The organism is Prosthecobacter sp., assembly GCF_020439865.1.
Classification (GTDB): Bacteria; Verrucomicrobiota; Verrucomicrobiia; order Verrucomicrobiales; family Verrucomicrobiaceae; genus Prosthecobacter.
Window position 1 is genome coordinate 1 of the sequence record NZ_JAGRPF010000028.1, and the last position, 26,587, is coordinate 26,587.

At 59.6% G+C, this 26,587-nt stretch carries 25 protein-coding genes; 11 read left to right on the forward strand and 14 right to left on the reverse strand.

Annotation, left to right across the window (positions count from 1 at the left end; genetic code table 11):
• The coding region (locus tag KDL09_RS02350) for a pyruvate carboxylase subunit B (RefSeq protein ID WP_294380910.1) at positions 1 to 2,249 on the forward strand (2,249 nt) is incomplete at its 5' end.
• A gap of 31 nt (positions 2,250 to 2,280) precedes the next feature.
• Here the strand turns inward: KDL09_RS02350 and KDL09_RS02355 are convergent.
• Positions 2,281 to 3,372: a zinc ribbon domain-containing protein gene (locus tag KDL09_RS02355; protein ID WP_294380911.1), complete on the reverse strand. Its 1,092-nt coding sequence runs from the start codon at positions 3,370 to 3,372 to the stop codon at positions 2,281 to 2,283.
• A 311-nt stretch (positions 3,373 to 3,683) separates the two neighbouring features.
• Between KDL09_RS02355 and KDL09_RS02360 the strand changes: the two genes are divergently transcribed.
• Together KDL09_RS02360 and KDL09_RS02365 are read left to right on the forward strand one after the other, a co-directional pair.
• Positions 3,684 to 4,127: an NfeD family protein gene (locus KDL09_RS02360; protein WP_294380912.1), complete on the forward strand. Its 444-nt coding sequence runs from the start codon at positions 3,684 to 3,686 to the stop codon at positions 4,125 to 4,127.
• A gap of 39 nt (positions 4,128 to 4,166) precedes the next feature.
• Positions 4,167 to 5,111, forward strand: coding sequence for a stomatin-like protein (locus KDL09_RS02365; protein ID WP_294380913.1), 945 nt, complete (start codon positions 4,167 to 4,169; stop codon positions 5,109 to 5,111).
• Positions 5,112 to 5,117: 6 nt separating this feature from the next.
• On the opposite strand, the gene KDL09_RS02370 is transcribed toward KDL09_RS02365, so the two are convergent.
• Positions 5,118 to 5,588, reverse strand: a complete 471-nt coding sequence (locus KDL09_RS02370) for a hypothetical protein (RefSeq protein ID WP_294380914.1) — start codon at positions 5,586 to 5,588, stop codon at positions 5,118 to 5,120.
• A gap of 102 nt (positions 5,589 to 5,690) precedes the next feature.
• Here KDL09_RS02370 and KDL09_RS02375 point away from each other — a divergent pair, with 102 nt between their 5' ends.
• Positions 5,691 to 6,308 (forward strand): prepilin-type N-terminal cleavage/methylation domain-containing protein, encoded by a 618-nt coding sequence (locus tag KDL09_RS02375; RefSeq protein WP_294380915.1) that lies wholly within the window; start codon positions 5,691 to 5,693, stop codon positions 6,306 to 6,308.
• 9 nt (positions 6,309 to 6,317) lie between these two features.
• Here KDL09_RS02375 and KDL09_RS02380 read toward each other — a convergent pair whose 3' ends face one another.
• From KDL09_RS02380 to KDL09_RS02400, 5 genes are read right to left on the reverse strand one after another with little or no spacing between them, the layout of a single operon-like run.
• Positions 6,318 to 7,160: a hypothetical protein gene (locus KDL09_RS02380; RefSeq protein ID WP_294380916.1), complete on the reverse strand. Its 843-nt coding sequence runs from the start codon at positions 7,158 to 7,160 to the stop codon at positions 6,318 to 6,320.
• 22 nt (positions 7,161 to 7,182) lie between these two features.
• Positions 7,183 to 7,713, reverse strand: coding sequence for a hypothetical protein (locus tag KDL09_RS02385; protein ID WP_294380917.1), 531 nt, complete (start codon positions 7,711 to 7,713; stop codon positions 7,183 to 7,185).
• A 14-nt stretch (positions 7,714 to 7,727) separates the two neighbouring features.
• Entirely contained in the window at positions 7,728 to 8,669 is a 942-nt protein-coding gene (locus tag KDL09_RS02390) for a substrate-binding domain-containing protein (RefSeq protein ID WP_294380919.1), read from the reverse strand.
• Positions 8,670 to 8,711: 42 nt separating this feature from the next.
• The gene (locus KDL09_RS02395; RefSeq protein WP_294380921.1) at positions 8,712 to 10,964 is read right to left on the reverse strand and encodes an exo-beta-N-acetylmuramidase NamZ domain-containing protein; all 2,253 of its coding nucleotides are present in this window, start codon (positions 10,962 to 10,964) and stop codon (positions 8,712 to 8,714) included.
• Between the two features lie 37 nt (positions 10,965 to 11,001).
• Positions 11,002 to 12,357, reverse strand: coding sequence for a sulfatase (locus tag KDL09_RS02400; protein WP_294380922.1), 1,356 nt, complete (start codon positions 12,355 to 12,357; stop codon positions 11,002 to 11,004).
• Positions 12,358 to 12,450: 93 nt separating this feature from the next.
• Here KDL09_RS02400 and KDL09_RS02405 point away from each other — a divergent pair, with 93 nt between their 5' ends.
• Both KDL09_RS02405 and KDL09_RS02410 read left to right on the forward strand, forming a co-directional pair.
• On the forward strand, positions 12,451 to 13,386 hold the full coding sequence (locus KDL09_RS02405; RefSeq protein ID WP_294380924.1) for a hypothetical protein: 936 nt from the start codon (positions 12,451 to 12,453) through the stop codon (positions 13,384 to 13,386).
• Between the two features lie 61 nt (positions 13,387 to 13,447).
• Positions 13,448 to 14,041 (forward strand): cyclic nucleotide-binding domain-containing protein, encoded by a 594-nt coding sequence (locus tag KDL09_RS02410; protein WP_294380926.1) that lies wholly within the window; start codon positions 13,448 to 13,450, stop codon positions 14,039 to 14,041.
• Positions 14,042 to 14,050: 9 nt separating this feature from the next.
• On the opposite strand, the gene rlmN is transcribed toward KDL09_RS02410, so the two are convergent.
• Entirely contained in the window at positions 14,051 to 15,178 is a 1,128-nt protein-coding gene (gene rlmN, locus KDL09_RS02415; protein WP_294380929.1) for a 23S rRNA (adenine(2503)-C(2))-methyltransferase RlmN, read from the reverse strand.
• 96 nt (positions 15,179 to 15,274) lie between these two features.
• Between rlmN and KDL09_RS02420 the strand changes: the two genes are divergently transcribed.
• Positions 15,275 to 15,643, forward strand: coding sequence for a hypothetical protein (locus KDL09_RS02420; RefSeq protein ID WP_294380931.1), 369 nt, complete (start codon positions 15,275 to 15,277; stop codon positions 15,641 to 15,643).
• Positions 15,644 to 15,646: 3 nt separating this feature from the next.
• Here KDL09_RS02420 and KDL09_RS02425 read toward each other — a convergent pair whose 3' ends face one another.
• The gene (locus tag KDL09_RS02425) at positions 15,647 to 16,507 is read right to left on the reverse strand and encodes an AraC family transcriptional regulator (RefSeq protein ID WP_294380933.1); all 861 of its coding nucleotides are present in this window, start codon (positions 16,505 to 16,507) and stop codon (positions 15,647 to 15,649) included.
• Positions 16,508 to 16,667: 160 nt separating this feature from the next.
• Here KDL09_RS02425 and KDL09_RS02430 point away from each other — a divergent pair, with 160 nt between their 5' ends.
• The 3 genes from KDL09_RS02430 to KDL09_RS02440 are packed head-to-tail and all read left to right on the forward strand — an operon-like array spanning position 16,668 to position 20,115.
• The gene (locus tag KDL09_RS02430; protein ID WP_294380935.1) at positions 16,668 to 16,994 is read left to right on the forward strand and encodes an FmdB family zinc ribbon protein; all 327 of its coding nucleotides are present in this window, start codon (positions 16,668 to 16,670) and stop codon (positions 16,992 to 16,994) included.
• A 29-nt stretch (positions 16,995 to 17,023) separates the two neighbouring features.
• Complete coding sequence (locus KDL09_RS02435; RefSeq protein ID WP_294380936.1) at positions 17,024 to 17,596, forward strand: hypothetical protein; 573 nt, start codon at positions 17,024 to 17,026, stop codon at positions 17,594 to 17,596.
• Positions 17,593 to 20,115 carry a hypothetical protein gene (locus KDL09_RS02440; RefSeq protein ID WP_294380938.1) on the forward strand — a complete coding sequence of 841 codons (2,523 nt, stop codon included), beginning with the start codon at positions 17,593 to 17,595 and terminating at the stop codon, positions 20,113 to 20,115. Before KDL09_RS02435 ends, KDL09_RS02440 begins: the two co-directional genes overlap by 4 nt.
• A 54-nt stretch (positions 20,116 to 20,169) precedes the next feature.
• Here the strand turns inward: KDL09_RS02440 and KDL09_RS02445 are convergent, their stop codons facing one another.
• The 4 genes from KDL09_RS02445 to KDL09_RS02460 form a co-directional block, all read right to left on the reverse strand.
• Entirely contained in the window at positions 20,170 to 20,718 is a 549-nt protein-coding gene (locus tag KDL09_RS02445) for a YqgE/AlgH family protein (RefSeq protein WP_294380941.1), read from the reverse strand.
• A gap of 129 nt (positions 20,719 to 20,847) precedes the next feature.
• Positions 20,848 to 22,209, reverse strand: coding sequence for a Gfo/Idh/MocA family oxidoreductase (locus tag KDL09_RS02450; protein WP_294380943.1), 1,362 nt, complete (start codon positions 22,207 to 22,209; stop codon positions 20,848 to 20,850).
• Positions 22,210 to 22,276: 67 nt separating this feature from the next.
• Positions 22,277 to 22,894, reverse strand: coding sequence for a hypothetical protein (locus tag KDL09_RS02455; protein WP_294380945.1), 618 nt, complete (start codon positions 22,892 to 22,894; stop codon positions 22,277 to 22,279).
• A gap of 52 nt (positions 22,895 to 22,946) precedes the next feature.
• Entirely contained in the window at positions 22,947 to 25,106 is a 2,160-nt protein-coding gene (locus KDL09_RS02460) for an ATP-dependent RecD-like DNA helicase (protein ID WP_294380947.1), read from the reverse strand.
• 135 nt (positions 25,107 to 25,241) lie between these two features.
• On the opposite strand from KDL09_RS02460, the gene KDL09_RS02465 reads away from it, so the two are divergent.
• Positions 25,242 to 25,838, forward strand: a complete 597-nt coding sequence (locus KDL09_RS02465) for a GNAT family N-acetyltransferase (protein ID WP_294380950.1) — start codon at positions 25,242 to 25,244, stop codon at positions 25,836 to 25,838.
• Here the strand turns inward: KDL09_RS02465 and KDL09_RS02470 are convergent.
• Positions 25,829 to 26,569 carry a helix-turn-helix domain-containing protein gene (locus tag KDL09_RS02470; RefSeq protein ID WP_294380952.1) on the reverse strand — a complete coding sequence of 247 codons (741 nt, stop codon included), beginning with the start codon at positions 26,567 to 26,569 and terminating at the stop codon, positions 25,829 to 25,831. The two genes, KDL09_RS02465 and KDL09_RS02470, sit on opposite strands and share 10 nt — an antisense overlap.
• Positions 26,570 to 26,587: the final 18 nt, after the last annotated feature.

A 26,587-nucleotide genomic window follows, 5' to 3' on the forward strand; every position in this document is an offset into this window, starting at 1 on the left:
GCATGGACCGCGGCCTGCGCGAGTTCCGCATCCGAGGTGTGAAGACGAACATCCCGTTCCTGATGAACGTGGTGCACCACGCCGACTTCAAGTCCGGCCAGGCCACGACGCGCTTCATCGACAACAACCCGGATTTGCTGAAGTTCGTCGCGCGCAAGGACCGCGCCACAAAGTTGCTCAGCTACCTCGCGGACACGATTGTGAACGGGAACCCCTTCGCGAAGGGTCACAAGCCGGACAAGGCCTTTTCCGCGCCGCCGATTCCGAAATACGATCACCGCGTCGCGCCTGCGAAGGGCACGAAAGACCTGCTCACCGAGATGGGGCCGGCGAAGTTCTGCAAGGAGTGGGTCGCAAAGCAGAAGCGTCTGCTTTTGACCGACACGACGATGCGTGATGCGCACCAGTCGCTGCTCGCCACGCGCATGCGCTCGTTCGACATGCTCGCCGTGGCCGACGCCGTGGCGCGTCGCACGCCGAACCTCTTCTCGCTCGAAATGTGGGGCGGCGCGACCTTTGACGTGTCCATGCGCTTCCTGCGCGAGGATCCGTGGGAGCGCCTGCGCCAGATCCGCGCGAAGGTGCCGAACATCCTCCTGCAAATGCTCTTCCGCGGCTCGAACGCCGTCGGCTACACGAACTACCCGGACAATGTCGTCAAAGGCTTCATCAAACATGCCGCGCAGAATGGCATGGACATCTTCCGCATCTTTGACTCGCTGAACTATCTGCCGAATCTCACCGCCGCCATGCAGGCCGTGCGCGAGGACACCACGAGCATCTGCGAAGGCACGCTTTGCTACACTGGCGACATCCTCGACCCGAAGCGCGACAAGTATGACCTTAAATACTACGTCCGCCTCGCCAAGGAACTCGAAAAGATGGGCGCGCACATGCTTTGCATCAAAGACATGGCCGGACTCGTCCGCCCCTTTGCCGCGAAGAAGCTCGTGAAGGCGCTCAAGGATGAAGTCGGCCTGCCGATCCACTTCCACACGCATGACACCAGCGGACTGAATGCCTCGAGCTATCTCGAAGCCGCCATTGCGGGCGTCGATGTCGTCGATGCGGCCATCTCTTCGCTCTCCGGCGGTACTTCGCAGCCGAATTTGAACTCGCTCGTCGCCGCCATGCAGCACACGCCGCGAGATACCGGCCTCGATCCCGAGGCCTTGCAGGAGTTCAGCGACTACTGGGCCTCTGTCCGTGCCTTTTATAAGCCCTTCGACACCGCCGAGCCCTACGGCACCGCCGAAGTTTATCTCCACGAGATGCCCGGCGGCCAGTACACCAATCTCAAGGAGCAGGCCATCGGCATGGGTCTCGGCCCGCGCTGGCCGGAGATCGCCCACGCTTATGCGGAAGTGAACCAGCTCTGCGGCGACATCGTCAAAGTCACGCCATCGAGCAAGGTCGTCGGCGATTTGGCCATCGAGTGTGTCGCGCGCGGTGTGAAGCCGAGCGATGTCTTTAATCTTACCGGCACCAAGTGGAGCAAGGACGTCACCAGCATGTTCGAAGGCTGGCTCGGCGAACCTTTCTACGGCATGGAAGCCAAGAAGGCTGCCGACTCACGCAAGAAGTGGAACAAGCTCGCCGACGCCATCGTCGGCAAGGATGGCAAGCGCATCAAAGGCCGTCCCGGCACCCACGCCGCGAAGATCAACCTCGCCGACGTCCGCGCCGAGCTGAAGGGCAAATTGAAGAAGGACCCCACCGAGGACGATGTGTGGAGCTACCTCATGTATCCCGATGTCTTCCTGAAGTTCGCCGACTTCCGCAAGGCCCACGGCGACGTCTCCGTGCTGCCGACCTCCGCCTACTACTACGGCCTGCGCGACAAGGAGGAGATCAACGTCCAGCTTGAAGAGGGCAAGACGCTCTTCGTCCGCCTCCTCAACATGACCGAGCCCGACGCCAACGGTCAGCAGACCGCCATCTTCGAACTCAACGGCTACCCGCGTCACACCACCGTCACCAACAAGGCTCTGGCAAAGAACGCCGTCACCAAGACCAAGGCCGATCCCGCCGATCCGACCCAGGTCGGCGCCCCCATGCCCGGCATGGTCGCGAGCATCGCCGTAAGCGTCGGTCAGAAGGTGAAGGAAGGCGAAACCCTCCTCACCCTCGAAGCCATGAAGATGTTCGCCGCCGTCGCCTCCCCGATCGCCGGCACCGTCAGCGAAATCGCCGTCAAGATCAGCGAAAGCGTCGAGAGCAAGGATCTGCTGGTGCGGCTGGTGAAGTGAAGCCGATACATATAGCCCAATGGTGGTCTGGTTATTTGCTTGGTGGTTGCCCACCAAGCGCGCCATACGCAGTCAAGATTTGCTGCATGGTCAGTTTCTCAGAACTCGAGACGTCGCGATCTGAATAATACTGCTGTCCTTCGTATCGGAGAATTGTGCGTGTGGATCTGGATACTTTGTTGAGTAGCGCAAAGGTTTCGGCATCAACCAGCAGATCAACCCACTCCCATATCTTTCCTCCGGAGTGATCGCTCTTTCGATCCCGAAAAAATGAGATCGGCAACGAATGATTGGTGCCGTCGATGTTGAAGGTGAAGCTCTTGATAAAGAGCCAATCATCAGCGGTGTAAGTTATTTTCATCCTGAGCCAAAGGGCGTCTCCTTTTTGCCCGATGTATGCAAAAACAGCTTTGCTCGCGTCGGACCCTGGGGAGTCCTTGTGAGTATACCAAGTCACCCCTTTAACTTCATCTTTACGAGCTACCAACGACGCTGTGCTTTCCTTGATTTTTCTCTCTCTTTCTCTTTGAGCTTTTGCTCTAGCTTCGCTTTCTTGCGCAATTCGAGCGATTTCGGCTTGCTTCACGGCCTCGGCATATTTTGAAGCTTGCAGAGAGTATTGTGAGTTTCCTGGATTCAGGCTGCAGAGTTCAACGTAGATTCCATGAATGACTTTGGCCTCAGTAGAAGAAGTTGTCTTCAAACGTTCCAACGCGCTAGCCGTTAGAATCTGGGTTTTCAATGTATCGAAACCCTCGTAATTCGTTCTCCTGAATGTCTCGAACTCTTTGAGTATCTTCAGTGCGCCTTGAATGTCATTAGTGTTCTTCTTCTCGACCAAAAGTTGAAATTTTTCTGAAATCGAGCTCTCAAACTGACGCCTTGAATCTTCAAAGGCCTTTTGAGCAGCAACTTCTGCATCAAGATCCGCTGAGCGCCTGGATGAAGCACTCCACACACTAAGGGCACCCAGAAGGATGCCCATTCCAATCAAACTCACGAAAAGAGCTAAGATCAGTGTGCCGCATCCCATGCCTTTTTTCACCTTTGCACCACACGAGGGGCAGGCCGATGCAGAGGTGCTAACTTGGTGACCACATTCATGACATTTTTTCAGAGCCATGAGGAACGCTACCAATTTGGGAAGTGCGCGCAAGGTTACCCCATGAGAAAACAGGGAACAAAAACAGGCGAGCCAAGTAACCTCAAATGATTTCACCTCAGCTCAAAGCCCAAAGGGCATGCGTCTTGCAGTCCAAGAGTGCCTAGCGATAGCGAGTGCTCTCCGAGGAGCCGCCTAGGACCGTGGTTGATTGCTTTCAGATCAAGTCATGACGAGGACTGGTGTTTCGCACGACCCGCATCACGTGGGCTGTAAACTCCCGCCAAAAGTATAATCGCGCCGAGGGGCGCGCGGGGGACAGTCGGGGCGTCATGATTACTGAACCCTATGTTCTCTGGTTTCTCGCAGGCCTTGTTCTGGTGCTTCTCGAGTTTGCCGCACCGGGCGTGATCATCGTCTTCATCGGCATGGGCGCCTGGGCGGCTTCGCTGACGACCTGGCTGGGCTGGACGCCAGCGCTTGGCGGACAGATGACGGTCTTTGCCGTGGCCTCGCTGGTCTTCCTCCTCGGTCTGCGCAATCTCTTCAAGGACTGGTTCATGGGCTTGTCGAAGAGCGGCAACGCGCGTGAGACCGATGAAGAGTTTGCCGACAAGGAAGTGCGTGTGGTCACCGCCATCACGGAGGACCGCGCAGGCAAGGTGGAGTTCAAAGGCGCGAACTGGAATGCACGCTCCACCATCACGCTCAATCCCGGCGACATGGCCGTGATCGTCTCACGTGACGGCCTGCTGCTCACCGTCAGGCCTCGTTAATTCTTTTCATTCACACCAACCCTCAACCTCTCGAATCCTATGACTCTCGATTTCGGTACTCTCATCGGCATTGGCGCTGCCGCCATTGTTGTCGTCGCCATTCTTCAAGGCGCCCGCGTGGTGCCTCAGCGCAACGCTTTTGTCGTCGAACGACTTGGCAAGTTCTCCCGCGCTTTGGATGCGGGGTTCCACATCCTCTTCCCGTTTTTAGATCGCGTCGTGGCCAAGCACTCGCTCAAGGAGCAGGTCATCGATGTGCCGTCACAGATGTGCATCACGCGGGACAACATCGCCATTGAGATCGACGGCGTGCTCTTCCTGCAGGTGCTCGATCCCGCTCGCGCCACTTACGGCGTGACGAACTACTTCATGGCCGCCTCCCAGCTCGCGCAGACGACGCTGCGTTCCGAGATCGGCAAGATGGACCTCGACCGCACTTTCGAAGAGCGCGACAGCATCAACGCGAACATCGTCGATGCACTCGACAAGGCCTGCGAGCCCTGGGGCGTCAAGGTGATGCGCTACGAGATCAGCAACATCAATCCGCCGCAGTCCGTGAAGGACGCGCTGGAAAAACAGATGCGTGCCGAACGCGAGCGCCGCGCGCAAGTGGCCATGTCCGAAGGCGACCGCGAGGCACGCATCAATGTGGCGGAAGGTCACAAGCAGGAGGCGATCAAGCAGTCCGAAGCCATCAAGATCCGTCAGATCAACGAGGCGGAAGGCAAGGCCCGCGAGATCGAACTTCTCGCCCAGGCCACGGCGCAGGGCATCGCGCAGATCGCAATGGCCATCAACACACCCGGCGGCCGTGAGGCGGTGAATCTGCGCGTGGCCGAGCAGTATGTGGGTGAGTTTGGCAACCTCGCCAAGAGCACGAACACGATGATCATCCCGTCCAACCTCAGCGACATCGGCGGCATGGTGGCCAGCATCGGCAACCTGCTCGATCGCACCCGCCCCGCTGCCGTGGCTCAGAGCTAGAAAATCTCAGCGCACTGCGGCCACGTTTGCTGAAACGCCAGGTCGCAGTGCAATCGTCTCGCCTTCACGCCGGCCCATCAGTTTCTGACCGAGCGCGGATGCCGGTGTGATGACGACGATCTCCTTGCCCTCGTGCACAATCTCGGTTCCTCCGGCAAACGGACCAAGGAAGTAGTGCGCCCGTTCCTCCGGCGTCTCCAGATTCACCAGCGCTCCCAGCGTGATCGCCGCGCCCGGCTCCAGAGCGCTTCCAGACAATGCGCCAAACGCCTGCACGGCCTGCTGCAGTTCCGCCACACGCTGCGCCTGACCACGGGCCACGTAGGAGGCTTCCAGCGTGCGTGTGTCATACTTGTTTTCCGCCTTGCTGTCCGGGTCGGTCGCCGCAGCGAAGGCACCCTGCGCCGCACGCGTCAGCGATGCGAGTTCGGTGCTCAGCACGGAGAGGATTTGATCGAGGACGTCTTGCTTGTTCACGCAGGGAGGGAGCCTGTCCGGTGCGACGCGGAGGGAAGGGGATCAAGAGGAAAATGGAGGCGCGCATTGACTCGCGGAGGCGATTTCAGGTAAAATCCCATCATGAAAACGCACCGGCAGTTTACTTTGCGAGCGTTTACCCTGCTCGAACTACTCGTTGTGATCACCATCATCGCGCTGCTGGCCAGTCTGGCGGCTATTCAGATCATCCGGTCTCTGGATGATGCCAACCGGCTAAAAGTCATGGCGGTGGTCCTCGATTTGAAAAGCGACATCGACGCCTACCACCTCGAATACAACCGCTTCCCCATCGCCTCCAATTCCGCTTCAGGTGATCAGGATGCGCCCGAACTTCTCACGGACGGCAGCACCCCGCTCGTGGATGCTCTTCTGGGCATTCCTCCCAGCGGAAGCGGAGTGCGTGACCTCAACCCCAAGCACATCCCCTTCTCCAGTTTTCCGGTGGCCAAGAATGATCGCTACGGTCTCGCAGGTGCCGCTCGTCCCTACAAGCTGACGGACTTGTGGGGCCAGCCTTATCACATCCTGTTCGACACGAATGGTGACAACCAGGTGACCAACCCTGATGTTGCGAACTCCGATCCGAAGATCTCGCAAAACCGCGCTTCACACCTCGCGAGCCGGGTGGCCATCTACAGCAGCGGCAAAGATCAGCTGCCGGGCACTGCGGACGACATCGTCTCGTGGCGTTCGAGGTGAAGACCGCCGCTACTTCCCGGCGTTTTTGAACACCTCAGGATGATCCAGCAGCATCTTCTTCACGCGCTCAAACTGGATGACGGGGCAGTCTGGCGGCACCCAGTTGGATAGCTCGATCACGTCGCGCCCTCCGATGGATCCTGCGAGGACCAGCGCGCTCAGCAGCGTGCCGAGCATGTCTGGATGCGTGCCGTCCTCCGCGTAAAGCGGCAGCGCGGGATACATGTCATGCACCAGTCGCCAAAAATCCCCCACAGGGCTTACCAGAATGTTCGCACCGGCATTCTTCTCCAACGCCGCTTTCACCGCATTCGCATTCGCCTGACGGATGCGCGCATGCGCCACGTCCGGACTCGCGCCGGTGGAAAGTGCTTCAGGCGAATTCTTTGCCCACAGGCTCTCATGCCGTGCCCACACTTGGAAATCGACGACCAGCACCTTGGGGTTCACTTCGCGGGCGAGCGCCACCAGCTTGGACAGTCCGCCGCTCATGTACTGCTGCGCGTCCCTGTCGATTCCGGCGAGGGAGGAGATGATGCTCTGCTCCTGCACAACGAGGACGTCCCATGGCTTGCCGTCGTCCGCTCCGTCCTTCAGCAGCTTCAGCACATTCGGATCTGTCGCATGCTGCTCGAGCTTGTAACTGCCCAGCAGGTAGCTGGCGATGTGCGGTGCCAGCAGCTTGGAAGATTGCAGCAGCTCTCCGACCATGGCCGGCAGGCCGTTGGTGGCCATGTAGCTGTTCCCCAGAAACAGGATGCGCACCTGCGGCGGGCTCTCTTCGGCCGCCTGTGCGCGAGAGGCCAACGCGGCAAGGCCTGCGACAATGAGTCTGCGTCTGGACCAGGGCATGAATGAAACAGAATTCATAACTTCAACGGCACAGTTTGTCCGCCAGTGCCTCCGCCTTTTCGTTTCCTTCTTTCGCGGAGACGTGACCCACGACGTGCGACTTGCTGCCGTCGAGCTTGATGATGATCAGTGTTTCGATCGGTGTCTGCTTCGCGTCGTCGGCACTCGACACCATGCGGTAAATGATCGCGTAAGGTGCAAACGCGTCACCTTTGCGATATCCACGCCACTGCACCACGTTGTTCGCCTTCGCAGGAAACTGACCTGGGCAGGCGGCGAGCGAGTCGCCCATCAGGTCGGTTTTTTTGCCGTTAAAGATCAGATTGATCCAACTGCGCAAATCACCGCCTTCATGGATGACCTGATAGCCACCAAGGCCGGGGCACAGGTGTTTGAAGTGGTCGATTTCCGGATTCTTCTCGAGAGCGGAGTCTTCCAAGATTTTGACCTTCTTCGGATCCGTCGTGGTGAACTCAGATGCTGGTTTCATGTCCGCCGCAGCGGCGAGGACGGCGCCAAAGAGGCAGAGGCTGAGGAGGGAAAGAGTTCTCATAAGATGGGGCAGGATTATTTCAGCGATGCATCCGCTTCGCCATCGGCTTTGCGATACAGACTCGTCGGGATGAGCATCTGCGGCGGCAGGTCTTCGCCTTTCGAGTGGCGTACAAATGCGCGTACGACCTCCACGCCCATCTTGTCAGGAAACTGAACCGGATCGGCGTAGATCTTGCCGTCCTTGATCGCCTGTTTGCCTTCGGGCTGTCCGTCGAAACCGATGATCACCACCTTGTCGACCTTGCCCGCCTTTTCGAGCGCACCACGTGCACCGAGGGCGGAGGGATCATTGATCGCAAAGATGCCCACCATGTCAGGATGCGCCTGCAGCATGTCCTCGGCGGCCTTATAGCCTTTGTCCTTTGCGCCGCCGCCGTCGAGCTCGCTCACGATCTCGAGTTTCTGCGCCGCCGTGGCGTTGTGTGCGTCGAGCACCTCCTTGAATCCTTTCACGCGCAGTATGCATGACTCGACCGCTTTCAAATCGAGCACGCCGATCTTCCCGCCTTGTCCCTTGAGCGCTTCGATCATTGCGTTGCCGGCTTCCTTGCCGCCGCCGAAATTGTCCGTAGCCACCTGCGTCACGATCTTCACGTCCGGCTCGTTGCACGGTACATCGACGGTGAAGACCGGAATGCCTGCAGTGTTCGCCTCCTGGATGACCGGCACGATCGCCTTCGAATCCGCCGGGCTCAGCACGATGGCCGCGGCCTTTTTCACGATGAAGTCCTTCACCTGGTTGCTCTGCCGCGCCACATCGTTGTCTGCGCTCACCACCAGCGTGTCATAACCATGCTTGGCCGCCTCCGCTGTGATGTTGTCGCCGATCACTTTGAAGAACGGATTCTGCAACGTCAGCAACGACACGCCGATCGTTCCCTTGGTCGCAGCCGCCGGTTTGTCACAGGCGGCGAGCAGGGTGATGCATGCGAGGAGGAAAAGGCGTGATTTCATTGCCGACATGCTAGCACAAAGGCGAGTGGTGGGCGCAAGCCCTCAATTCGAGTAACGCAAAAAGCCTCTCCTGCGAATCTCGAACGCAGCGGCCTCATCGGCCCACGCCTCGACCACCTTCTTCCACGATTCCCCGGCACGAATCATCTTCACGCTCTTGTCGCGATTGAGCAGCGTGTTCACTTTTTCGAGCGCGAACGATTTCGGATGCAGATGCTGAAGCGTGCAAACGATGGCAATGCCCGTCGTCACCGGCTTCAAAGCCGCACGATCCGTGATTGTGATGCGCACGCCGCCACAAGTTTCGTTTTTGAAAATGCTCGTCGTCGGTGTGAATCGCACGGGCGTGAACTGCACGCCGGGCAGGCCAAGCTTGTTCAGTTCATACGACAACCGCAGATCGTTTACATACGGCGCGCCGAGGATTTCAAACGGTGTGTCGGTACCGCGACCGACGCTGACGCTGAATTCGAGCAGGCCGATGCCGGGATAGAGCAGCGCCGCATTGAGCGAGCGCATGTTGGGCGACGGATTGATCCACGGCAGGCCGGTTTGGTCGAACAGCATCTCGCGCCGCCATCCTTCGACGGGAATGATTTTCAAATCGCAGCCGATGCTGCGCTCCGCGTTCATCATCGCGGCCAGTTCACCCGCCGTCATGCCGTGGCGCAGCGGAATCGCATGCGTGGCCGTGAACGCCTCCTTGTCCGGCACCGCGGGGCCTTCCACCGCGATGCCGCCGATGGGATTCACGCGGTCCAGCACATAGAGCGTCTTCTTCGCCTTCGCCGCCGCTTCCATGCAAACGCGCAGCGTTGAGATGTAGGTGTAGAAGCGGCAGCCGATATCCTGAATGTCGAACACCAGCGCGTCGAGATCCGCCATCTGCTCCGTCGTCGGCGCACGCTGCTCGCCGTAGAGGCTCAACACCGGCAGACCGGTCTTCTTGTCCTTTGAGTTGTCGATCTTCTCCTGATCGAGTTCACCACGAATGCCGTGTTCGGGACTGAAGAGTTTTTTCAACTTTACCTCGGGCGCGTTCGCCAGCAAATCGATCGTGCTTCGTCGTTGGGCGTCGATGCCGGTCTGATTCGTGATCAATCCGACGCGCAATCCCTTCAATTCGGCAAACTTCCGCCGCACGAGCACATCAATGCCGTTCAGCACGGTCGGCACTTCCGTTTCCGCACGCGGCCACGGAGGAACGCTTGCCGCGGCAAACGTCATCCCCTTGGCCGCAGCCGTGCCGATTTCCTCATAGAGTTCACGCACGCTGCCCTTCCCGTTTGGATGCAGGCGCGAGCTCATGAAAATGACAAACGTCTTCGTCTGCGGCTCGATCCACAAACTCGTGCCGGTGAAGCCGGTGTGGCCGAAGGATCCGATGGGAAACGTTTTTCCACGTGGCCGGCTGAAAGTCGAGTCGATGTCCCAGCCGAGCCCTCGTCGTTCAAACACCGTCGCAATCGTGTGCGGCGTGGTCATGAGCTGCACGGTCTCGGGTTTGAGCACGCCTGCGCCGTTGTTGAGGATCATGCGTGAGTACTTTGCCAGATCATCTGCCGTCGTGAACAAGCCCGCGTGTCCGGTGACGCCACCCATTTTGCGCGAGTTCGGATCATGCACCACGCCGCGCAGCATGACACCCTTGTCGTCTTTTTCCGTCGGTGCGATGCGCGGCTTCCAGTCCTCCGGTGGCAGAAAGCGCGTTGAATCCATCTTCAGCGGCTCAAAGACGTGCTTCGCGGCGAATTGATCGAGCTTCACGCCGCTGACGCGCCGCACGATTTCGCCGAGGAGGATGAAGTTGATGTCGGAGTACCGAAAGAAGCGATCAGGCGGACCATCCGGTTCCAATGCGATGGCAAGCTTGATGCCGGTGTCGTAGCCGCTCCACGCCGGTTCCTTCGGAATGCCGGGTTTCAAACCTGACGTGTGTGTCAGAAGATGCCGGATCGTGATGCCGGGTCGCATTTCGGGAAGATAGCGTCGCGCTTCGGCCTCCAGTTCGATCTTCCCCTGCTCCATCAAGATCAAGATGCTCGGCAGCGTCGCCACCACTTTCGTTAGCGACGCCGCGTCGAAGACCGTGTCCTCCGTCATCGCTTCCTTGGCAGGAACGAGCGCACGCTGGCCTTCAACGAGTGTTGTCTTCTTTTCACCGCTCTCGATGAGAAGCACCGCACCCGGCGGGTTGCCTTTTGCGACAGCCTTGCGAACCACTTCGCGTGCTGGTCCGAAGTCTTCGGCTTGAGCGAGGGCGCTGAAAAGGAAAAGCAATAGCAGGCGCGGCATGGCGGACGTCATCCTGCCAGAAACGCGCCCATGCAGCCTATTTCTTTTTCTTCTTCGGTCCCTGCTTGGGACTCTGGAAGATGGGAGGGATGGTGCCTTTCTCCCATTCGGCGATGGCGCCGACGAGTTCCTTCACGATCTCGGGCTTCTCAGCGGCGAGGTTCTTGGTTTCGCCGATGTCAGCAGCGAGATCGTAGAGTTCCGGCTCCGCTTTGCCGAGGCGGACGAGCTTCCAGTTGCCGCGACGCACGGCGTTGTTGCCGCCGGGTCCGTTGGTGCGCCAGAAGAGCGTGTCATGCGGCGCGCTGGTGTTTTCACCGGAGAGGAAGGGCAGCAGGTTCACACCATCGAGGTTTTTCGGTGTCAAACCAGCCTCATCCGCCGCGGCGAGCGAGGTGGGCAGGAAATCGAGTGCGATCACGGGCTGTTCGTAGATGCCCGGTTTGATCTTCGCGGGCCAGCTCACCAGGAAAGGCACGCGCATGCCGCCTTCATACACCATACCCTTCGCTCCGCGCAGAGGGGCGTTGTCGGTGAAGTTGGAACCGCTCTTCGCCGCGAGATTCGGACCGCCGTTGTCACTGACGAAAAAGATCAGCGTGTTCTCGCTCTGCTTCGTCTCGTCGAGCTTCGCCAGCACACCGCCGACGGCTTCGTCCATCGACGCGACCATGGCCGCATAGATCTGACGGCTCTTGTCGGGGATCTGGGAGAACTGATCGAGCCATTTCTGCGGCGCCTGCAGCGGCGTGTGAGGTGCGTTGAAGGCCAGATACAGCATCCACGGCTTCTGTTCGCCCGCATGCCGACCGATGAAGGCGGACGCTTCATCGCCAAACTGCTCGGTGAGATACTTCGTCTGAGCTTCGTCCTTGCCGTTGCGGTTCAGCGGAATCGTGTACTCCACGCCGCCCTTGTCGCCCGGGAAATACTGGTGCCCGCCGCCGAGGATGCCGAGGTATTCGTCGAAGCCGCGCCTGTTCGGGTGAAACTGCGGGTGCGCACCGAGATGCCATTTGCCGACGGCGCCGGTCGTGTAGCCCGCCTGCTTCATGAGCTGCGGGAAGGTCGTTTCCGTCACCGGCAGTCCGGCGATCGTGTCCTCCGGCAGCCACGCGGGATTGTTTTCGTGCCCGAAGCGATGCTGATACCGACCCGTCATTGTGCCGGCGCGAGTCGGACTGCAAAACGGGTGCGAAACGTAGCCGTTGGTGAAGCGCAGGCTGCGCGCGGCCAGTTTGTCGAGATGCGGCGTGGGGATCTCCTTGCAGCCCTGAAATCCGACGTCGTTGTAGCCGAGATCGTCGGCTATGATGAGCAGCACGTTGGGCTTGGCAGCAAAGGCAGGGGCCGAGATGAGCAGGGCAAAAAGAAGCGAAAGAAAGAGGCGCATGAGGAAGATGAACTGGCAGCCCCAAACGAACGCAATTTCCCCATGTTTCACTTCAAGCTTGCAACTCCCCCCATCCTCCGTCATGCCCCTGGTATGAAGCGTTCCCTTCTCCTGCTCCCACTCCTTTTGACCCAATGCGGTGACGAACCGAAGAAAGCCGACGCGGCTCCTCCTGCGAAGGCCGTGGCGGAAGAAAAGCCGAAGGTCGCCGAGACAAAGCCTGCCGCCGAGGCCCCTGCCAAACCCGAGCCAAAGAAGGTCTACTGGACGCAGGAGATGATGCACACGGAGATCAAGTATCACAATCCGGGCTACGAGGGGAACGCGCAGTTCAACATCGAAGGCGGCAACGTGATCGCCCTCAGCCTGCGCGGCGCGAAGATCGACAACGTGAAGTTCCTGCAGCACATCGAGCCGCTGGCGCTCGATTTGAGCGAAACACCGATCACCGACCTGCGGCCGATGCAGGGGAAGAAGCTCATCGAACTCTACCTCGAAGACACTAAGGTGAAGGACTTGTCGCCCATCCGCGGCATGCCGCTGGAGAAGCTCTACCTGAGCCGCACCCCGGTGGAAAACCTGAGCGCGCTCGAAGGCATGCCGCTGGTGGAATTGAACGCCGTCGGCTGCCCGATCGGCGATATCTCCGGCATCGCCAAATGTCCGATCGAGATGCTCTGGCTCACGGACTGCCCTGTCGAAGACATCCGCGCCCTTAAAACGGTGCCGCTGGTCAGCGTGACGCTGCATCGGACGAAAGTGAAGGACCTGTCGCCGCTCAGCGGCACGAACCTGCAGCGCGTGCACATCGCAGAAACCCCGGTGACGGATCTGACACCGCTGAAAGGGATGCATCTGACGCGCCTCGTTTTCACCCCGGCGAACATCACGGCGGGCATCGACGTGGCCAAATCGCTCCCCCTTCAGGAAATCGGCACACGTTTTGACGAGAGCGGCAAGGATCTTGTCTCACCGGCCCAGTTTTGGCCCGCGTTCGACGCAGCGGTTCAGGCGAAACCCAAGCCCTAAGAATTCCCAAGAATTGTCTTGTCGCGGGAGCCGTTCCCCTGCCACAATCGACGCGAATTCCATGAAAGAGTTTGCGTACATCCATGACGAGAAGCACAGCCCGTCGCCTCTGCGCGCGGTTCCGGCTCTCGCCAGTTTCAGCGATGACCAGCTTGATGATGTGTTGAACTCCAGCAGCCTGCTTCAGTGCGAGCCGGGAGATCACATCATCAAGGAGGGAAGCATCGACTCCCGCATCTACGTCCTGCTCAGCGGTGAGCTGGAGGTGCGGGTCGGCAGCAAGAAAGTTGCCTCCATCACCCGAATTGGGGAAGTTTTTGGCGAGCTGGCGCTCGTCAACCACGACAAGCGTCTGGCCTCTGTGATCGCCTCGACGAAGGCGGTTTGCCTCGCGGTCGATCAAAAGTTCCTCCAGGACATTCATCCGCGTGAAGAAGATCCTGATTTCCACGCAGCGCTCTACGAATTCGTGGCCCGCCTCGTTGTTCGAAAGCTCGAGGCAACCTCAAAGCGTCTCGCCGATGTGGAAAGGGAGCTTCGTCTGGCCCAGGAGGCCTTGGCGCATGCCCAGGCCGCGCGAGTTGATTCGGTGAAGCTCAAACGTCCGGTCAAGCGTGCCGCGCCAGCGCCGCGGACACCCGTGCGCGTGAGGTAGCCAGCGGGATCATCCGGCTCCGACGCCGATCGTGATTCGTTTCGCCGGAATCGGCGATTCGATGATGCCGAGTTCTGTTTCCTGCTTCAATCGAAGCTGGCCGCATGCTGCGGAGATGTCGTGGCCCTTCTCCCGGCGCAGCGTGGCGGTGACACCGGCTTTGGTGAGCACATCAAGAAAGGCGTCCTGCTGCGCTTCGCTCGGGCGCACCCACGGCAGCCCTTCGACGGTGTTGTAGGGGATGAGATTGACCTTGGCGTTCACGCTGCGCGCGCGTTTGGCGAGCACACGAGCCTGATCGAGGCTGTCGTTGATGTTCTCGATGAGGATGAACTCGAAAGTGAGGAACTGCTTCCGATGCGCATTCCAGTATTCGAGCGCCTCGAACAGCTCGGCGATGTTGTGTTTGCGGTTCACCGGCATGATCTTCTCGCGCACTTCGTCGGTGGCTCCATGCAGCGAGATGGCGAGGCGGATTTGCAGCGGAAAATCGGCGAGCTTCTTGATCTGCGGTGCGAGTCCGCTCGTGCTGACCGTCATGTGACGAGCGCCGATGCCGATGCCCCAGTCCGCGTTCAGGATTTCGATGGCCTTGGTGACGTTCGAGTAGTTCGCCAGCGGTTCGCCCATGCCCATGAAAACCAGATTGTCCACGCGTTCGCCCGCATGTGCCTCGACCTGAACGATCTGCTCGACGATCTCGCCCGCGGTGAGGTTGCGCGTGAATCCGGCGAGGCCGCTCGCGCAGAATTTGCAGTCGTAGGCGCATCCGACCTGGCTGGAGACGCAAAGCGTGCGGCGATCGCTTTTCCCACCGTAAAGGGCCGGGTTGGCAGGGATGAGCACGGTTTCGACATAACGGCCGTCGTGCAGCTTGAGCAGGAATTTGCGTGTTGTATCCGCCGAACCGGTCACCTTGGCGATCTGCATGGTGCGTGTGACGAATCGCGTGGCGAGCGCCTCGCGCGTCGCCTTTGGCAGGTTCGTCATATCATCGAAACTCGCGGCGCGCTTGGCAAAGACCCACTCCACAAGCTGCCGGGCCCGGAACGCCGGCTGGCCGAGCTCCGCGAACACGGCGGCGATCTCCTCCGGCTTCATGCCGAGGAGTCCCTGGGGTGCGTTCGTGGTGCTCATCAGGACGACAGTGGCGATGAAATGACGATTTGAAATTCGAGATTTGAGTTTGATGCTCAGCCCATGGGAGTTCCAGGCCTTATCTTTCTGCTGGTCATGCTTGTGCTGATTGGAGTTGGCATCGCCGTGGGCCTGTTTGCATGCGCCATCGCTGCGGCCTTGGTGATGCTTGGCATGCTGTCGAGTTCCGTGGCACTGGGTTTTCTGACAAAGCGACCGGCAACCGCTGTGCGTGCCTTTTTGCTGCAATTCGGTGTGCTTGCCGGCATTCCGGCAGGCGCGGTGACCGCGTGGCTCGGGCGCACACTTCTCGACAAGGTGGACGAAAGCTGGCTGATCGCCGTTTACGGTGGCATCGCGGGTGCGGTGGCGGGCGCATTGCTGGCGCTGCTGCTCGATTTCATTTTTCGCCGCACCCATACGTGGCTGGAACAGCGCATGCGCCGGCCCGAATTGCCGGGCTGATCGTCACGGCTGCTTTTCCTGATCGCGGAACTGCGTGGGCGTGAGCTTGGTCATCTTCTTGAAGTCTTTGGAGAAGAAAAACTGATCGTGATAGCCGACCTGACGGGCGATCTCCTTCACGGGATCGTCGGATTCGATGAGCCGGCGCTTCGCCTGATTGATGCGTTCGCGGCGCAGCCAGTCGATCGGACTGGTGCCGATGGCGGCTTTGAACTGACGGCTGAAATGACTTTCGCTCATGCCGCTGAGCTGGGCGAGTTCGACGACGCGCATGGGCAGATGGAAGTAGAGCCGCATGCGCTCAAGCGCCTTCGAGACCGCGGAGGGCAGCTCGGGCTGAACCAGTCCAGGCTCCGAGAGACGAACATGGAACGCGAGGCCGATGATGGCGGCGACGGCTGCGCTGGCGAGTGCGGCATCGCTGGGACGCGTACCGCTCATGTAGTGGAACGCGCGCTCAAATTCCTGCGAGACAGCCTGCTCGTTGATGCCTTCGAGCACGGGCTGGGAGCGTGCCTGAAGCAGTTCGGCAATACGGTCGAGCGAACGGCCTTCGATGCGCATCCAGTACAGTTCCCAAGGATCCGTTTTGGCAGCACCGTATAGATGCGGGTGATGGCAGTTGACCCATACCAGTGCACCCGGTCCGACTGCGTGCCGTTTGCCGGCCACCTGCACCCAGCCGCCACCCCTCAGGCAGAGGATCAGCTCGTGGCCGGGATAGGTCTCGCGTTCGATGCGATGTTCGAACCCAGCCCGAAGATGTCCTGCCCGGACCACGGAATAAAACAAATCACGCTGCCAGTCTGCGGGTGTGGCATAAAGATTCTTCAGGAAGACGGTTTCCTGGAACAGCGAGGACATGAACGGATAATACATTCCACGCCGGCCCGCTGTCGAGTCTGGATTTCCCAAAGCGGGTGACGCGGGGGAAAATCCTTTTGCAGCAGGGGGCGCTACAAGGCATAATCATTCCCCGCTGCGCAATTCAGCTCTCCCCCTCGCAGCCTGTTTTCCATTTATCATGCCCACCTACGATTACGAATGCCAGACGTGCGGTCACAAATTCGAGGCCAAACAGTCCATGAAGGATCCGCATCTCACTGAATGTCCGCAGGAAGGCTGCCCGGGTCCGGTGAAACGTAAGATCGGCGCGGGAGCAGGCTTCATCTTCAAAGGCAACGGCTTTTACATCACAGACTACCGCAGCGACTCCTACAAGGCGGCGGCGAAGAAGGACTCTGAAAGCGCTTCTGCGTCCACGCCTTCGACGCCTCCCCCTGCCACCAGCAGTTCTTCGTCGGCGTCGGGGACCGGGAGCACACCTGCCAAGACCGGAACGGCGGCCTGATCCCGCCATCATCATCCACCCCTGCCATCGTGATTCGCCACCTGCTCCAGACGTTGCGGCTGTTGCTGGTCAGTGCGCTCGCCGGAGCGGCCTGGGTGGCGCACCGGCCCGCAGATCTTCCTGTTCCACCGCAGGCGGGTGCCGTCAAAAACGATGACATGCTCGACATGCTGCGTCAGACAGCGATCAAGCGTGCTGCGGCGATGGAAATCAGCGAGGCTGAAATCAACCGTCATCTCAAAACGGTGCTCTCAGGCAAGGTCGCGAACATGTTTGGCGGCTGGGTGACTTTCGAGGGCGCACGGGTTGACTTGGAACCGGACAGCGCCCGGCTCTTTCTCATCTGGAACCTCAAAGGGCATGTCCGCACCGCCAGTGTCGATCTCGCGATCAGTCGTGATGCGGACCATTTTCATGTCGAGCTGTTGCGCGGTGCCTACGGTCATCTCCAGATGCCGCGCGGCATGATGCGTCCGATCTATCCGGCGCTGACTTCGGTGGCGGAGGCTCTCGACCCTGAAATCAAGGCGCTGTTTCAGATGACGAAGATCACTATCGCCAAGGACAAGCTCGTGCTCGATCCTCGTTTCCCTCCCACATGAACCGTCGTTTTCCATTCGCCCGGATGGGCGTGCTCGTCGTCTTTTGCACTGCGCTCGGAGCTGGTGCCCAGACACCTGCGCCGCCGGTGCCAAAACTGACGAAGGAACAAAAGGAAGCCGCGGCCGCCATTGAGGTGCCGAAGACATTTGCTCCTCCGCCGTTGCCAGGTCAGTTGCAGGGTGGGGGATCCGTTAAGCCATCGGCACCAGCTGCGCCAGTTCCTGCACCCGCACCTGCGGCAACTCCTGCACCTGACAATTCCGCCAGCAAAATGCAGGCGCTTGAGGCCGTCACCCAGAAGCCCTCCACCGTCGAAGCGCCGCATGTGTCGGCACCCTCGGACAAAATACCCGTTACGAGTTCCACCAGCACCAGCAGACAGTTCATTGTGCATGGAAAGGTGTTCGAGACCCGCAGTGCCATGTCCTCACGTTGTGAGGAGGTCTCGGCTGAGCTGCGCAAGGTGCTCAATGATAAAGAACCGTGGGTTCTCCCCGTCGTCGTATTGCTCAACACGGGGGAAGAGGCGTCCAAATCAACCGGTCCGCCGGTTTCCACCGCGATCAGCGAGCTCACCCACGGAGGCTTTCATCTTCAGGTGACGGTCAATGAGCGGGCCGGCCTCAATGCCGAAGATTTGCGCAAGGAAATCGTGCGTGCGCTCCTCGCCGAACGCATCCTGCGCAATCACCAGAAGATCTCCATGCCAGAAGGGCGTCTGCTGCTGCCGGACTGGGTGATGACCGGCGTGCTGCATGCGATGGAGTACAAGGCCAGCGCCCGCCCGAGCGCCATGTTTGCCACCATCTTCCGCAGCGGCAAAATTTATGGCATCGAGGAAATCATCGCGGCATCTCCGGTCGAGATGGACGGGCTCTCCCGCACCATCTACGAAACGTCCTGTTGTGCTCTCGTGCTTGCTCTCGTTGATCAGCCGGATGGTGCGGCACGTTTCAACAAGTTCCTCAATGCCCTCGCCAGTGATCCGCGTTCTGAGCGAGAATTGCTCAGCGCGGCGTTCCCGAACTTCGCCGCCTCAGCCTCGAGCCTGAACAAATGGTGGTCGCTTCAGCTCGCGACTTTGTCCAAGCCGGGTATCGCCGAGCCATACACGCCTGCCGAAAGCCTGAAGGCCATCGAAGAGGCCATTACCATTCATTATGAGGCGCCGCTCGCCGAGGTGCCAAAGAATGTGAAGCCGCGCCCCTTCGTCCTTCCCGCGCCGCTGCCGGTCATCGCGGACAGCCCGCCTTCGGCACAGACGTCGACTACGAACGAACCTTCGAAGCCCAAGACGAAAGAGGCGGCAGCGATCGCGGAAGAGCCTCCGGAGGAAAAAGATGGCAAGCCCAGGCGCAGCATTCTCCGTCGTCTGCTCTTTTTGGGTGATCCCGATGTCAAAGAGAAAGAGTCCGATGAGGAGATGGCTGCGGCCAAAGGGAAGGATGAAGAGGGCGACAAAACGGAGGAGGAGAAAAAGCCCGGATTCATGGCCCGTCTCTTCGGTGGCGGCGACGAGGAAAAGAAGGAGTCCGAAAAAGCCAAAGCTGCTGAGATCGAGAAGCCCAAGACTGCGGTGAAGGAGGAACCGGAGGTCAAAGAAGACGAGAAAAAGCCCTCCAAGCTCAATCCGCTCAACTGGTTCCGGGGTGACAAAAAACCCGCCGAGGCAAAAAAGGACGACAAGGCAGACGGGGAAGAGCAGGCTTCCACCGCACCTTCCGCCAACACGCTGGACGTGGCACGTCTGCTTTCGCCTTCGCTCGCCGATGCCTGGCTTTGGCTGTCCCCAGAAGCAGCGCGTCCCACCAAAACGCCGCTGTTGGACTTCTTCAAAGGCAAGTCCAAGGACAAGGACGAGAAACCTGCGGAATCTGAGAAAAAAGAAGAACCCAAGAAGGCGGCTTCAAAGCCTGAAACCAAAGCTAAGGAGCCGGCCAAACCTCGCACGACCAATCCCAACGCCAAACCGGCCTCCAAAACCTCCTCATCTTCCTCCAACGCACCGCACACCACGAATCCGAATGCCAAACCGGTGCCGGCCGGCATGATCAAGCCTGCGGCAGGCGACGCTGCAACTGCGGCGGCCGTCAAATCCGACAAGGTGCCGGTGGTTCTGCCCCTGGAGGAATATCAGCACATCCTCAAGCACCCGGATCGTGTCGGTATCCTCAATTACAATGTCGCATCGCTTCGCGCGTTGGAACTTCGAGTCAGCATTCTGTTCCGTCCGGTGGTCACCGGCTACCTTGCCGCCGTGAATGACCTTCAGGCGGGAAAGACCAAGGACATGGACAAGCGCCTCGCCACCCTGCATGCGTTTGCTCTCGTCGCTTATCAGAAATCCATCGCCGTTCGTGACTACCTCGACTGGTTCGAAGCCAGTGAAACGGACCGTCTCTCCGGCAAGTTCGACGACTTCCTCAATCTGCCGCAGACCATCGAGAAGGAACTCCCAGCGCGTGACGATCCGATCTCGAAGTACCTCGACGCCATCGACAAGGAATTCTCGAAGTAAGGCGCTCCAGCCAAATGGAACGAAGCGGGAATCTTCGAGAAGAACCTATTCCGATCAGTTCAAGCTCACGTCCTCGGGCATTCCGGCCATCACCTGATACACCGGCCCCATGTCTTTGAGAATGGCGCCCCACATCTTGGTTGGGGTGTCCACCGTGAGCACGAGCGGTCGTGCGTTGGTGGTGATCCAGGAACGCAGTTCGAGCTCGTTTTCGAGCTGACCTCCGCTCCAGCCGGAATAACCGACGAAGCCGCGCACGTCGTGACCGAGGCTGAGGGCGTGCAGCGCATCAGCCACGGACAAATGAGTCTGGCAGCGCAGCGTGCGGCGGCGCTTGTTCCAGTGTAGTGCGGCAAAGGCCAGCTTGTCGGTGGAAACCGGGCCGCCCATGAAGACCGGCACTTCACCGAGCGCTCCCAGATCCTGGTCAGGAAGGAGATCGGCCACGCATTGCTCCAGCGGGCGGTTCAGGATGTATCCAAAGGCTCCGTCCTTCGCATTGTGCGCTGCCATGAAAACCACCGATCGCGCAAAGTTCGAGTCGCGCATGGCTGGTGACGCAAGCAGGAGGCTGCCGCTGAGAGAGGGGGACGATTCGTTCATGTGTTCCGAATTCATACCAGTGTCTGACGCAATAACTACGCCAGCCGATCAATTGCGCATCGAAAAAAATACGCGCCGAACTTACCCGTTCGGCGCGCAGTTTTTTTGAAATTGCCCAACCTGGTTGTTTTACGCAGCCTCGACTTCGAAGCCCTTGCGATAGGTCTTTGTCAGCAGCTTGTCGGCTTCCGGCGCGTTGGTGAAGCGCAGGTTGGCGGCGTCCCATTCCAGCACCTTGTTCGCCTCCTCCATGCGTCCCGTGACCGGGTCGATCTTCGGAATCGCGAGGCGCGTGGCCACGTTGCCAAGTTGCACCGTCTCGGCCAGCGGGCCTGCATAGTGGAAGCCGTCGCTGGTCTTCTTGCCTTCGAGACAGGCGTCCACCCAGGTGTGCCAGTGGCTGCGGCCTTCTTCCTTCGGATATTTGAAGCCCGTGAATTTGTCGAGCGGATACAACCGCGGCCCCGCTACATGTGCGAGCACCATCGTGCCGCCTTCGCCGATGAAAATGCTGCCGCTGTTGGGCAGATCGATGTCGCCCGGCATCTGCGCCAGCTTGTGGCTCGGCTTCAGACCGCCGTCCATCCAGGTGAGCTTCATCGTCTTGCCCGCCGTGTATTGCGTGCCGGGGAAGACGTAGTGGATCGTCTCGTGCGTCGGCCAGATTTGATTGTTGATGCCGCTGTTCTTGGCCACGACGCTGATCGGAGCGGTCAAATCGAGCGCAGTGAACACTGGATCCATGATATGGCAGCCGAAGTCGCCGAGTCCGCCGCCGCCGAAGTCCTGCCAGTCGCGCCAGATGAAAGGATGATACGCGTGCGCATACTCACGCATCGGCGCGGCGCCGATCCAAAGGTCCCAGTTCAAATTCGACGGCACCGGAGAGGAAGGCGGCGGATTGAACATGCGCGTACGCTCGTTGCCGGTGACACCGACCCAGGAGTACACTTCCTTTACCTTCCCGATCGCACCTTCCTTGATCAGCCGCGTGCCGAGACGGTATTCGATCGACGAGTGAATCTGATTGCCCATCTGCGTGGTGAGATTCTTCTTCTCCGCCCACAGGCGCATCTGCCGCGCTTCCCACACCGTGTGTGCGAGCGGCTTCTGGCAATAGACATGCTTGCCACGCTGCATCGCCGCTACAGCGACCGGAGCGTGCATGTGATCGGGAATGCCCACGGTCACGGCGTCAACGCCGTCGCCCAGCGTGTTGAACATCTCGCGGTAGTCTGAGAAATGTTTCACACCGGGGAACTCCTTGTCCGCCTTGTCGAAACGGTTCGCGTCCACGTCGCAGAAGCCGACGAACTTCACCGCCGCGTGCGATCCCACATTGTGCAGGTCGCTGTAGCCCATGCCATTCACGCCCACGCAGGCTACTTGCAGCTTGCTATTGAGGTTTTGACCACGCACCAGCGCCGGGAAAGCGACGGCGGCCGAGGCGAGCGTGGAGTTCTTCAGAAAGGAGCGACGTGAGTTGGGCATGATAACGTGGGTTGAATGGGAAGAGTCAAACCTACGTGTCATCGAACGCCCTTTATTCGGGCGGACATCATTTGCCCAGAAGCTTTTCGTAATAAGCGGCATCCGGTGACGGTGAATACACAAGATTCACTTTCTGACGCAGCCTCACCCAGCGCTCATTGCTGGCATCCACGCCGTAGTCCATGAAGGCGAAGTCACCGAGATTCCAGACACGAATGTATTGAGCTTTGACGACCGGCGCACCTTCCTTCTCGCCCGTCACATCACCAATCACGCGCACGAGACAATGGTGCTTGATCTGTTTTTTGGAATCGACCGCCTCAACACGGAAGTCCCCCGCGCCATAAAGCGAAGCGAGCTGCATGTGCGCGTCGTTGAGTCCGTCGTAGTACTTGTTCTCGATCAGGAAGGTTCCCTTGCCGCCTTCCGGGATTTCACGCACGATTCCAAACCAGCTCACAAGTTTGCCCTTAAAGCCAAGCAAGGTGCCCGCCTTCTTCGCTCCGAAGCCATTGTCTCCACCCATGTCAGGCTTCTTGGCATGAAACGTCTCCTCCTTCGACGTCATCTCGTAACCGACAGTGGCATCAATGGTGTGCGGTTGTCTCGGAGGAGAGACTTCAATCACTTGAGCGTTCAGGCAAACGGGCAACAGCAGGAAGGAGGCTATTAGCAAGTGTCTCATGCGAGCAGGCTACCATGAACGCGGCAAAACACGCAACCTCCATCAAGACGGCTCACAGCATTCCACCCAGCCTCGTCAATCGCTTCCGGCTCTCCTGTTTGCTTACGGCCAGCGACAACGCCCGTTCGTCACCGACCAGCACACACAACTTCTTCGCGCGCGTGATGGCGGTGTAGATCAGGCTGCGTTCCAGCAAGACGTAATGCTGCGTGCTGACCGGAATGATGACGCAGGGAAATTCGCTGCCCTGGCTTTTGTGAATCGTCAGCGCATAAGCGGGCTGCAGTTCGTCGAGTTCGCCGGGTTCGTATTCGACGAGACGCTCGGCATCATAGCGGACGTGAATCTTCACGGGGTCGGCATCGATCGCGACGATGTGACCGATGTCGCCGTTGAAGACTTCCTTGTCGTAGTTGTTGTGCGTCTGGATGACCTTGTCGCCGACGCGAAAGGTCGTGTTGAAGCGTTCAATCTCGAACTTCACCTCATTCGGCGGATTCAGAGCAAGCTGCAGCGAGTGGTTGAGCGACGCGGTGCCGAGCAGGTTGCGATTCATCGGCGTGAGCACCTGAGTGTCCGCGATGGGATCGAAGCCGTATTTGGCCGGAAGTCGTGTGTGCGCGAGTTGAACGATCAAATCGCGAATCTCGTCCGGCTCGCCCGCCTCGAGGAAAAAGAAGTCGCTGCCACGCGTCGGCTTCAAATCCGGCACCTGCCCACGATTGATCGCATGCGCACTGGTGATGATGCGACTGCTCGCGGCCTGCCGGAAGATTTCCGTGAGCTTCACGCAGGCCACGGTGCCGCTGGCGATCAGATCATGCAGCACCATGCCGGGACCGACGGACGGAAGCTGATCGGCATCGCCAACGATGAGTAAATGCGCACCCTGCGGCAATGCGGAGAGGAACTGCGCCATCAGCGGCGCGTCGATCATTGAAGCCTCATCGACGACAAAGAGATCTCCAACGAGCGGCTTGCCGCGATGTCGTCCCCAGCCGCTTTCGCCTTGGTATTCGAGCAATCGGTGCAGCGTCTTCGCTTCGAGCCCAGTGCTTTCGCTCAAACGCTTCGCCGCGCGGCCGGTAGGCGCGGCGAGCACGAGTTTCACCTGCTTGCTTTGCAGAATGAGCAGGATGCTGCGCAGGATCGTCGTCTTCCCCACACCAGGACCACCGGTGATGATGAGCAGGCGCTGCCGCAAGGCCTCGCGAACGGCCCGCTGCTGGCTTTCGGCCAGTTCCTTGCCTGCTTTCTTCATCACCCACGCCAGCGCCGCGTCTTCATCGATGGGCGGATACGCTGCTGGCAATGTCGAGAGCGATTTCACACTCGCGGCGATGCTTTGCTCGGCTTTGCGCAGGTGAGGCAGATACAAGAACTCGCCGTGACGTTCGACCTGATCGCCCCCGATGAGCGCTTCGATCTGCGGAGCGATCAACGTCTCCACGCCGAGCAGTTCGGCCGCCTTTTCGACCACTTTGACTTCAGGGAAGCAACAGTGGCCGCCTTGCGCCGCCGTTTCGAGCACGTGTAGAATTCCCGCCTTGATGCGTTCCGGTGCGTCCTCGGCCACACCGAGTTGATAGGCGATGTCATCCGCCGTTTTGAAGCCGATGCCGCGAATGTCCTGCGCCAGCCGATACGGATTCTCCTTCAACACCGCCTGCGCCTCCTCGCCATACGTCTTGTAGATGCGCAGTGCCCGCGACGAGCTGATGCCGTGCTTGTGAAGAAACAGCATGATGCCGTGAATGGACTTCTGCTTCATCCACGACTCGCGGATCTCGAGGCGACGTTTCTTGCCCACGCCCTCGACGTCTTCGAGCTTCTTCGATTCGTTCTCGATGATGTCGAAGACCTTCGGCCCGAACTTTTCGACGATGCGCTTCGCGTACTTCGGCCCGATGCCTTCGATCAGCCCGCTGCCGAGATAGCGCTCGATGCCGCCGAGTGAATCCGGCCGCCGCAGTTTAAGTTCATCCGCCTTGAACTGCGGCCCGAAGTCGCGATTTGGCTCCCACACGCCGCGTGCCTCGAACTCCTCTCCCGCCACGACCCGCGGCGCCTTCCCGATCAGGCTCACGACATCCTGTTTGCCCGCCGGCACCACCTTGAGAATGCAGTAGCCGTTGTCCTCATTGTGAAACACCACGCGATCCACGAGTCCGCGCAGGACTTCGGGCTGGTTGGTTCTTCGCGGCGCAGGCATGGGGGCAGGCTAGACAAGGATGCGCCTCCTCACAAACTCGATTGCCGTTCGCTCTTTCTGGCATGCCTGATGCAACCGTGACCGACTGACGGTTGATCCCGTTCTGATTTGGCCTCTTCTTGGAGAAAAACTGACATGCTGCCCCACTATCGGTTGAAACTCGGCGATCGGCTTCCCGTCATCCTGCGTCCGCTGCTTCCGGACGACCGGACGCGGATCATTGACGCCTTCAAGCGGCTCTCGCCTGAATCCACGTACTTCAGGTTCTGGACGCGCTTTCACGGGGTCAATCCGACCTTCATCGACCGGCTCTGTGCGGAAGATCAGGGTCAGCATGTGAGCTGGATCATCGTAATCGAAAACAACGATGAGGTTCCCGGGGTGGGTGGCGGCTCATTCTGGCGATCCGGCGAGGAAGCCGATCTGGCCGAGGTGTCCTTCACCGTTGCGGATGAGTTTCAGGGCCAGGGTGCGGGCACTCTTTTGCTTGCCGCCTTGTGGGAGCATGCACGGGCGTCGGGTATCCTTCGGTTTGTGGCGAATATTTTGGAGTCGAACGAGGTCATGCTCACCTGGTGGACCAGCCTCGGTGCGGCATCCGTGCAGCATCCGCATGGACGGGAGATGACACTCGTGCTCGATGAAGCCGCGCTGCCTGATACGTCTGCGGCCAACCGGCTGCAGCGATGGCTCGCGTTTCTGCGGTCGCCGCCTCCGGATGCTCAACCCTGATGCCGCTTGCGAAATTCCTTCGGCGTCATGCTGGTGCGCTTGCGAAACTGCTGGGTGAAGGCGCTTTGATCGCAGAAGCCGTGATCGAGGGCGATTTCGATGATGGGCGTCGAGGTTCGGGCCAGTGCTTCGGCGGCGGATTGAATGCGGGTGCGCAGGAGCAGCTCGTAGGGGCTGAGGCCGAGCGCACTGCGGAGCTTGCGATGGAGGTGACGTTCGGACACACCGGCTGCGCGGGCGAGTTCGGCGGCGGTGATGACTTCGCGGCAATGCTCGCGGGCGTATTGCACAGCTGCGGTGACTTCACGCACGTCATGGTGGCGCATGCGGTCTTCGTCGCGGCGGGTGATGCCCATCACGCCGATGACCTTGCCGCGTTTGTCGCGCACCGGCAGCTTCGTGCAGAGGAACCAGTTCAGGTTTCGCTGCTCGTCATACCAGACTTCGAGACGGTTGATCAGCGGTTTGCCGCTGCGGATGACCTTCTGGTCGTCTTCGCGGTAGGCCTTGGCGATCTCAGGAGGAAAGAACTTCTCGTCCATCGCACCGACGAGCTCGCGCTCGCTCTTGATGCCGAAGCGCTCAAATGTGGCACTGTTGGCCGCGACATGCCGCCCCAGGTCATCCTTCATAAAGAAGAACACGCCGGGGAGGTGCTCAAAAACGGCGCGTACGCCCTGAGGATCGGCGATCCGGGCGAAAAACTCAGCCTGAAGGCGTGGCGTCGGCATGGCCGGATTTTAACAAAG

Bases quoted from the DNA above. Each gene is read 5' to 3' on its own strand.
- KDL09_RS02355 (WP_294380911.1), bottom strand. From the start codon at position 3,372: ATGGCTCTGAAAAAATGTCATGAATGTGGTCACCAAGTTAGCACCTCT.
- KDL09_RS02360 (WP_294380912.1), top strand. From the start codon at position 3,684: ATGATTACTGAACCCTATGTTCTCTGGTTTCTCGCAGGCCTTGTTCTG.
- KDL09_RS02365 (WP_294380913.1), top strand. From the start codon at position 4,167: ATGACTCTCGATTTCGGTACTCTCATCGGCATTGGCGCTGCCGCCATT.
- KDL09_RS02375 (WP_294380915.1), top strand. From the start codon at position 5,691: ATGAAAACGCACCGGCAGTTTACTTTGCGAGCGTTTACCCTGCTCGAA.
- KDL09_RS02380 (WP_294380916.1), bottom strand. From the start codon at position 7,160: ATGCCCTGGTCCAGACGCAGACTCATTGTCGCAGGCCTTGCCGCGTTG.
- KDL09_RS02385 (WP_294380917.1), bottom strand. From the start codon at position 7,713: ATGAGAACTCTTTCCCTCCTCAGCCTCTGCCTCTTTGGCGCCGTCCTC.
- KDL09_RS02390 (WP_294380919.1), bottom strand. From the start codon at position 8,669: ATGAAATCACGCCTTTTCCTCCTCGCATGCATCACCCTGCTCGCCGCC.
- KDL09_RS02395 (WP_294380921.1), bottom strand. From the start codon at position 10,964: ATGCCGCGCCTGCTATTGCTTTTCCTTTTCAGCGCCCTCGCTCAAGCC.
- KDL09_RS02400 (WP_294380922.1), bottom strand. From the start codon at position 12,357: ATGCGCCTCTTTCTTTCGCTTCTTTTTGCCCTGCTCATCTCGGCCCCT.
- KDL09_RS02405 (WP_294380924.1), top strand. From the start codon at position 12,451: ATGAAGCGTTCCCTTCTCCTGCTCCCACTCCTTTTGACCCAATGCGGT.
- KDL09_RS02410 (WP_294380926.1), top strand. From the start codon at position 13,448: ATGAAAGAGTTTGCGTACATCCATGACGAGAAGCACAGCCCGTCGCCT.
- rlmN (WP_294380929.1), bottom strand. From the start codon at position 15,178: ATGAGCACCACGAACGCACCCCAGGGACTCCTCGGCATGAAGCCGGAG.
- KDL09_RS02420 (WP_294380931.1), top strand. From the start codon at position 15,275: ATGCTTGTGCTGATTGGAGTTGGCATCGCCGTGGGCCTGTTTGCATGC.
- KDL09_RS02425 (WP_294380933.1), bottom strand. From the start codon at position 16,507: ATGTCCTCGCTGTTCCAGGAAACCGTCTTCCTGAAGAATCTTTATGCC.
- KDL09_RS02430 (WP_294380935.1), top strand. From the start codon at position 16,668: ATGCCCACCTACGATTACGAATGCCAGACGTGCGGTCACAAATTCGAG.
- KDL09_RS02440 (WP_294380938.1), top strand. From the start codon at position 17,593: ATGAACCGTCGTTTTCCATTCGCCCGGATGGGCGTGCTCGTCGTCTTT.
- KDL09_RS02445 (WP_294380941.1), bottom strand. From the start codon at position 20,718: ATGAACGAATCGTCCCCCTCTCTCAGCGGCAGCCTCCTGCTTGCGTCA.
- KDL09_RS02450 (WP_294380943.1), bottom strand. From the start codon at position 22,209: ATGCCCAACTCACGTCGCTCCTTTCTGAAGAACTCCACGCTCGCCTCG.
- KDL09_RS02455 (WP_294380945.1), bottom strand. From the start codon at position 22,894: ATGAGACACTTGCTAATAGCCTCCTTCCTGCTGTTGCCCGTTTGCCTG.
- KDL09_RS02460 (WP_294380947.1), bottom strand. From the start codon at position 25,106: ATGCCTGCGCCGCGAAGAACCAACCAGCCCGAAGTCCTGCGCGGACTC.
- KDL09_RS02465 (WP_294380950.1), top strand. From the start codon at position 25,242: ATGCTGCCCCACTATCGGTTGAAACTCGGCGATCGGCTTCCCGTCATC.
- KDL09_RS02470 (WP_294380952.1), bottom strand. From the start codon at position 26,569: ATGCCGACGCCACGCCTTCAGGCTGAGTTTTTCGCCCGGATCGCCGAT.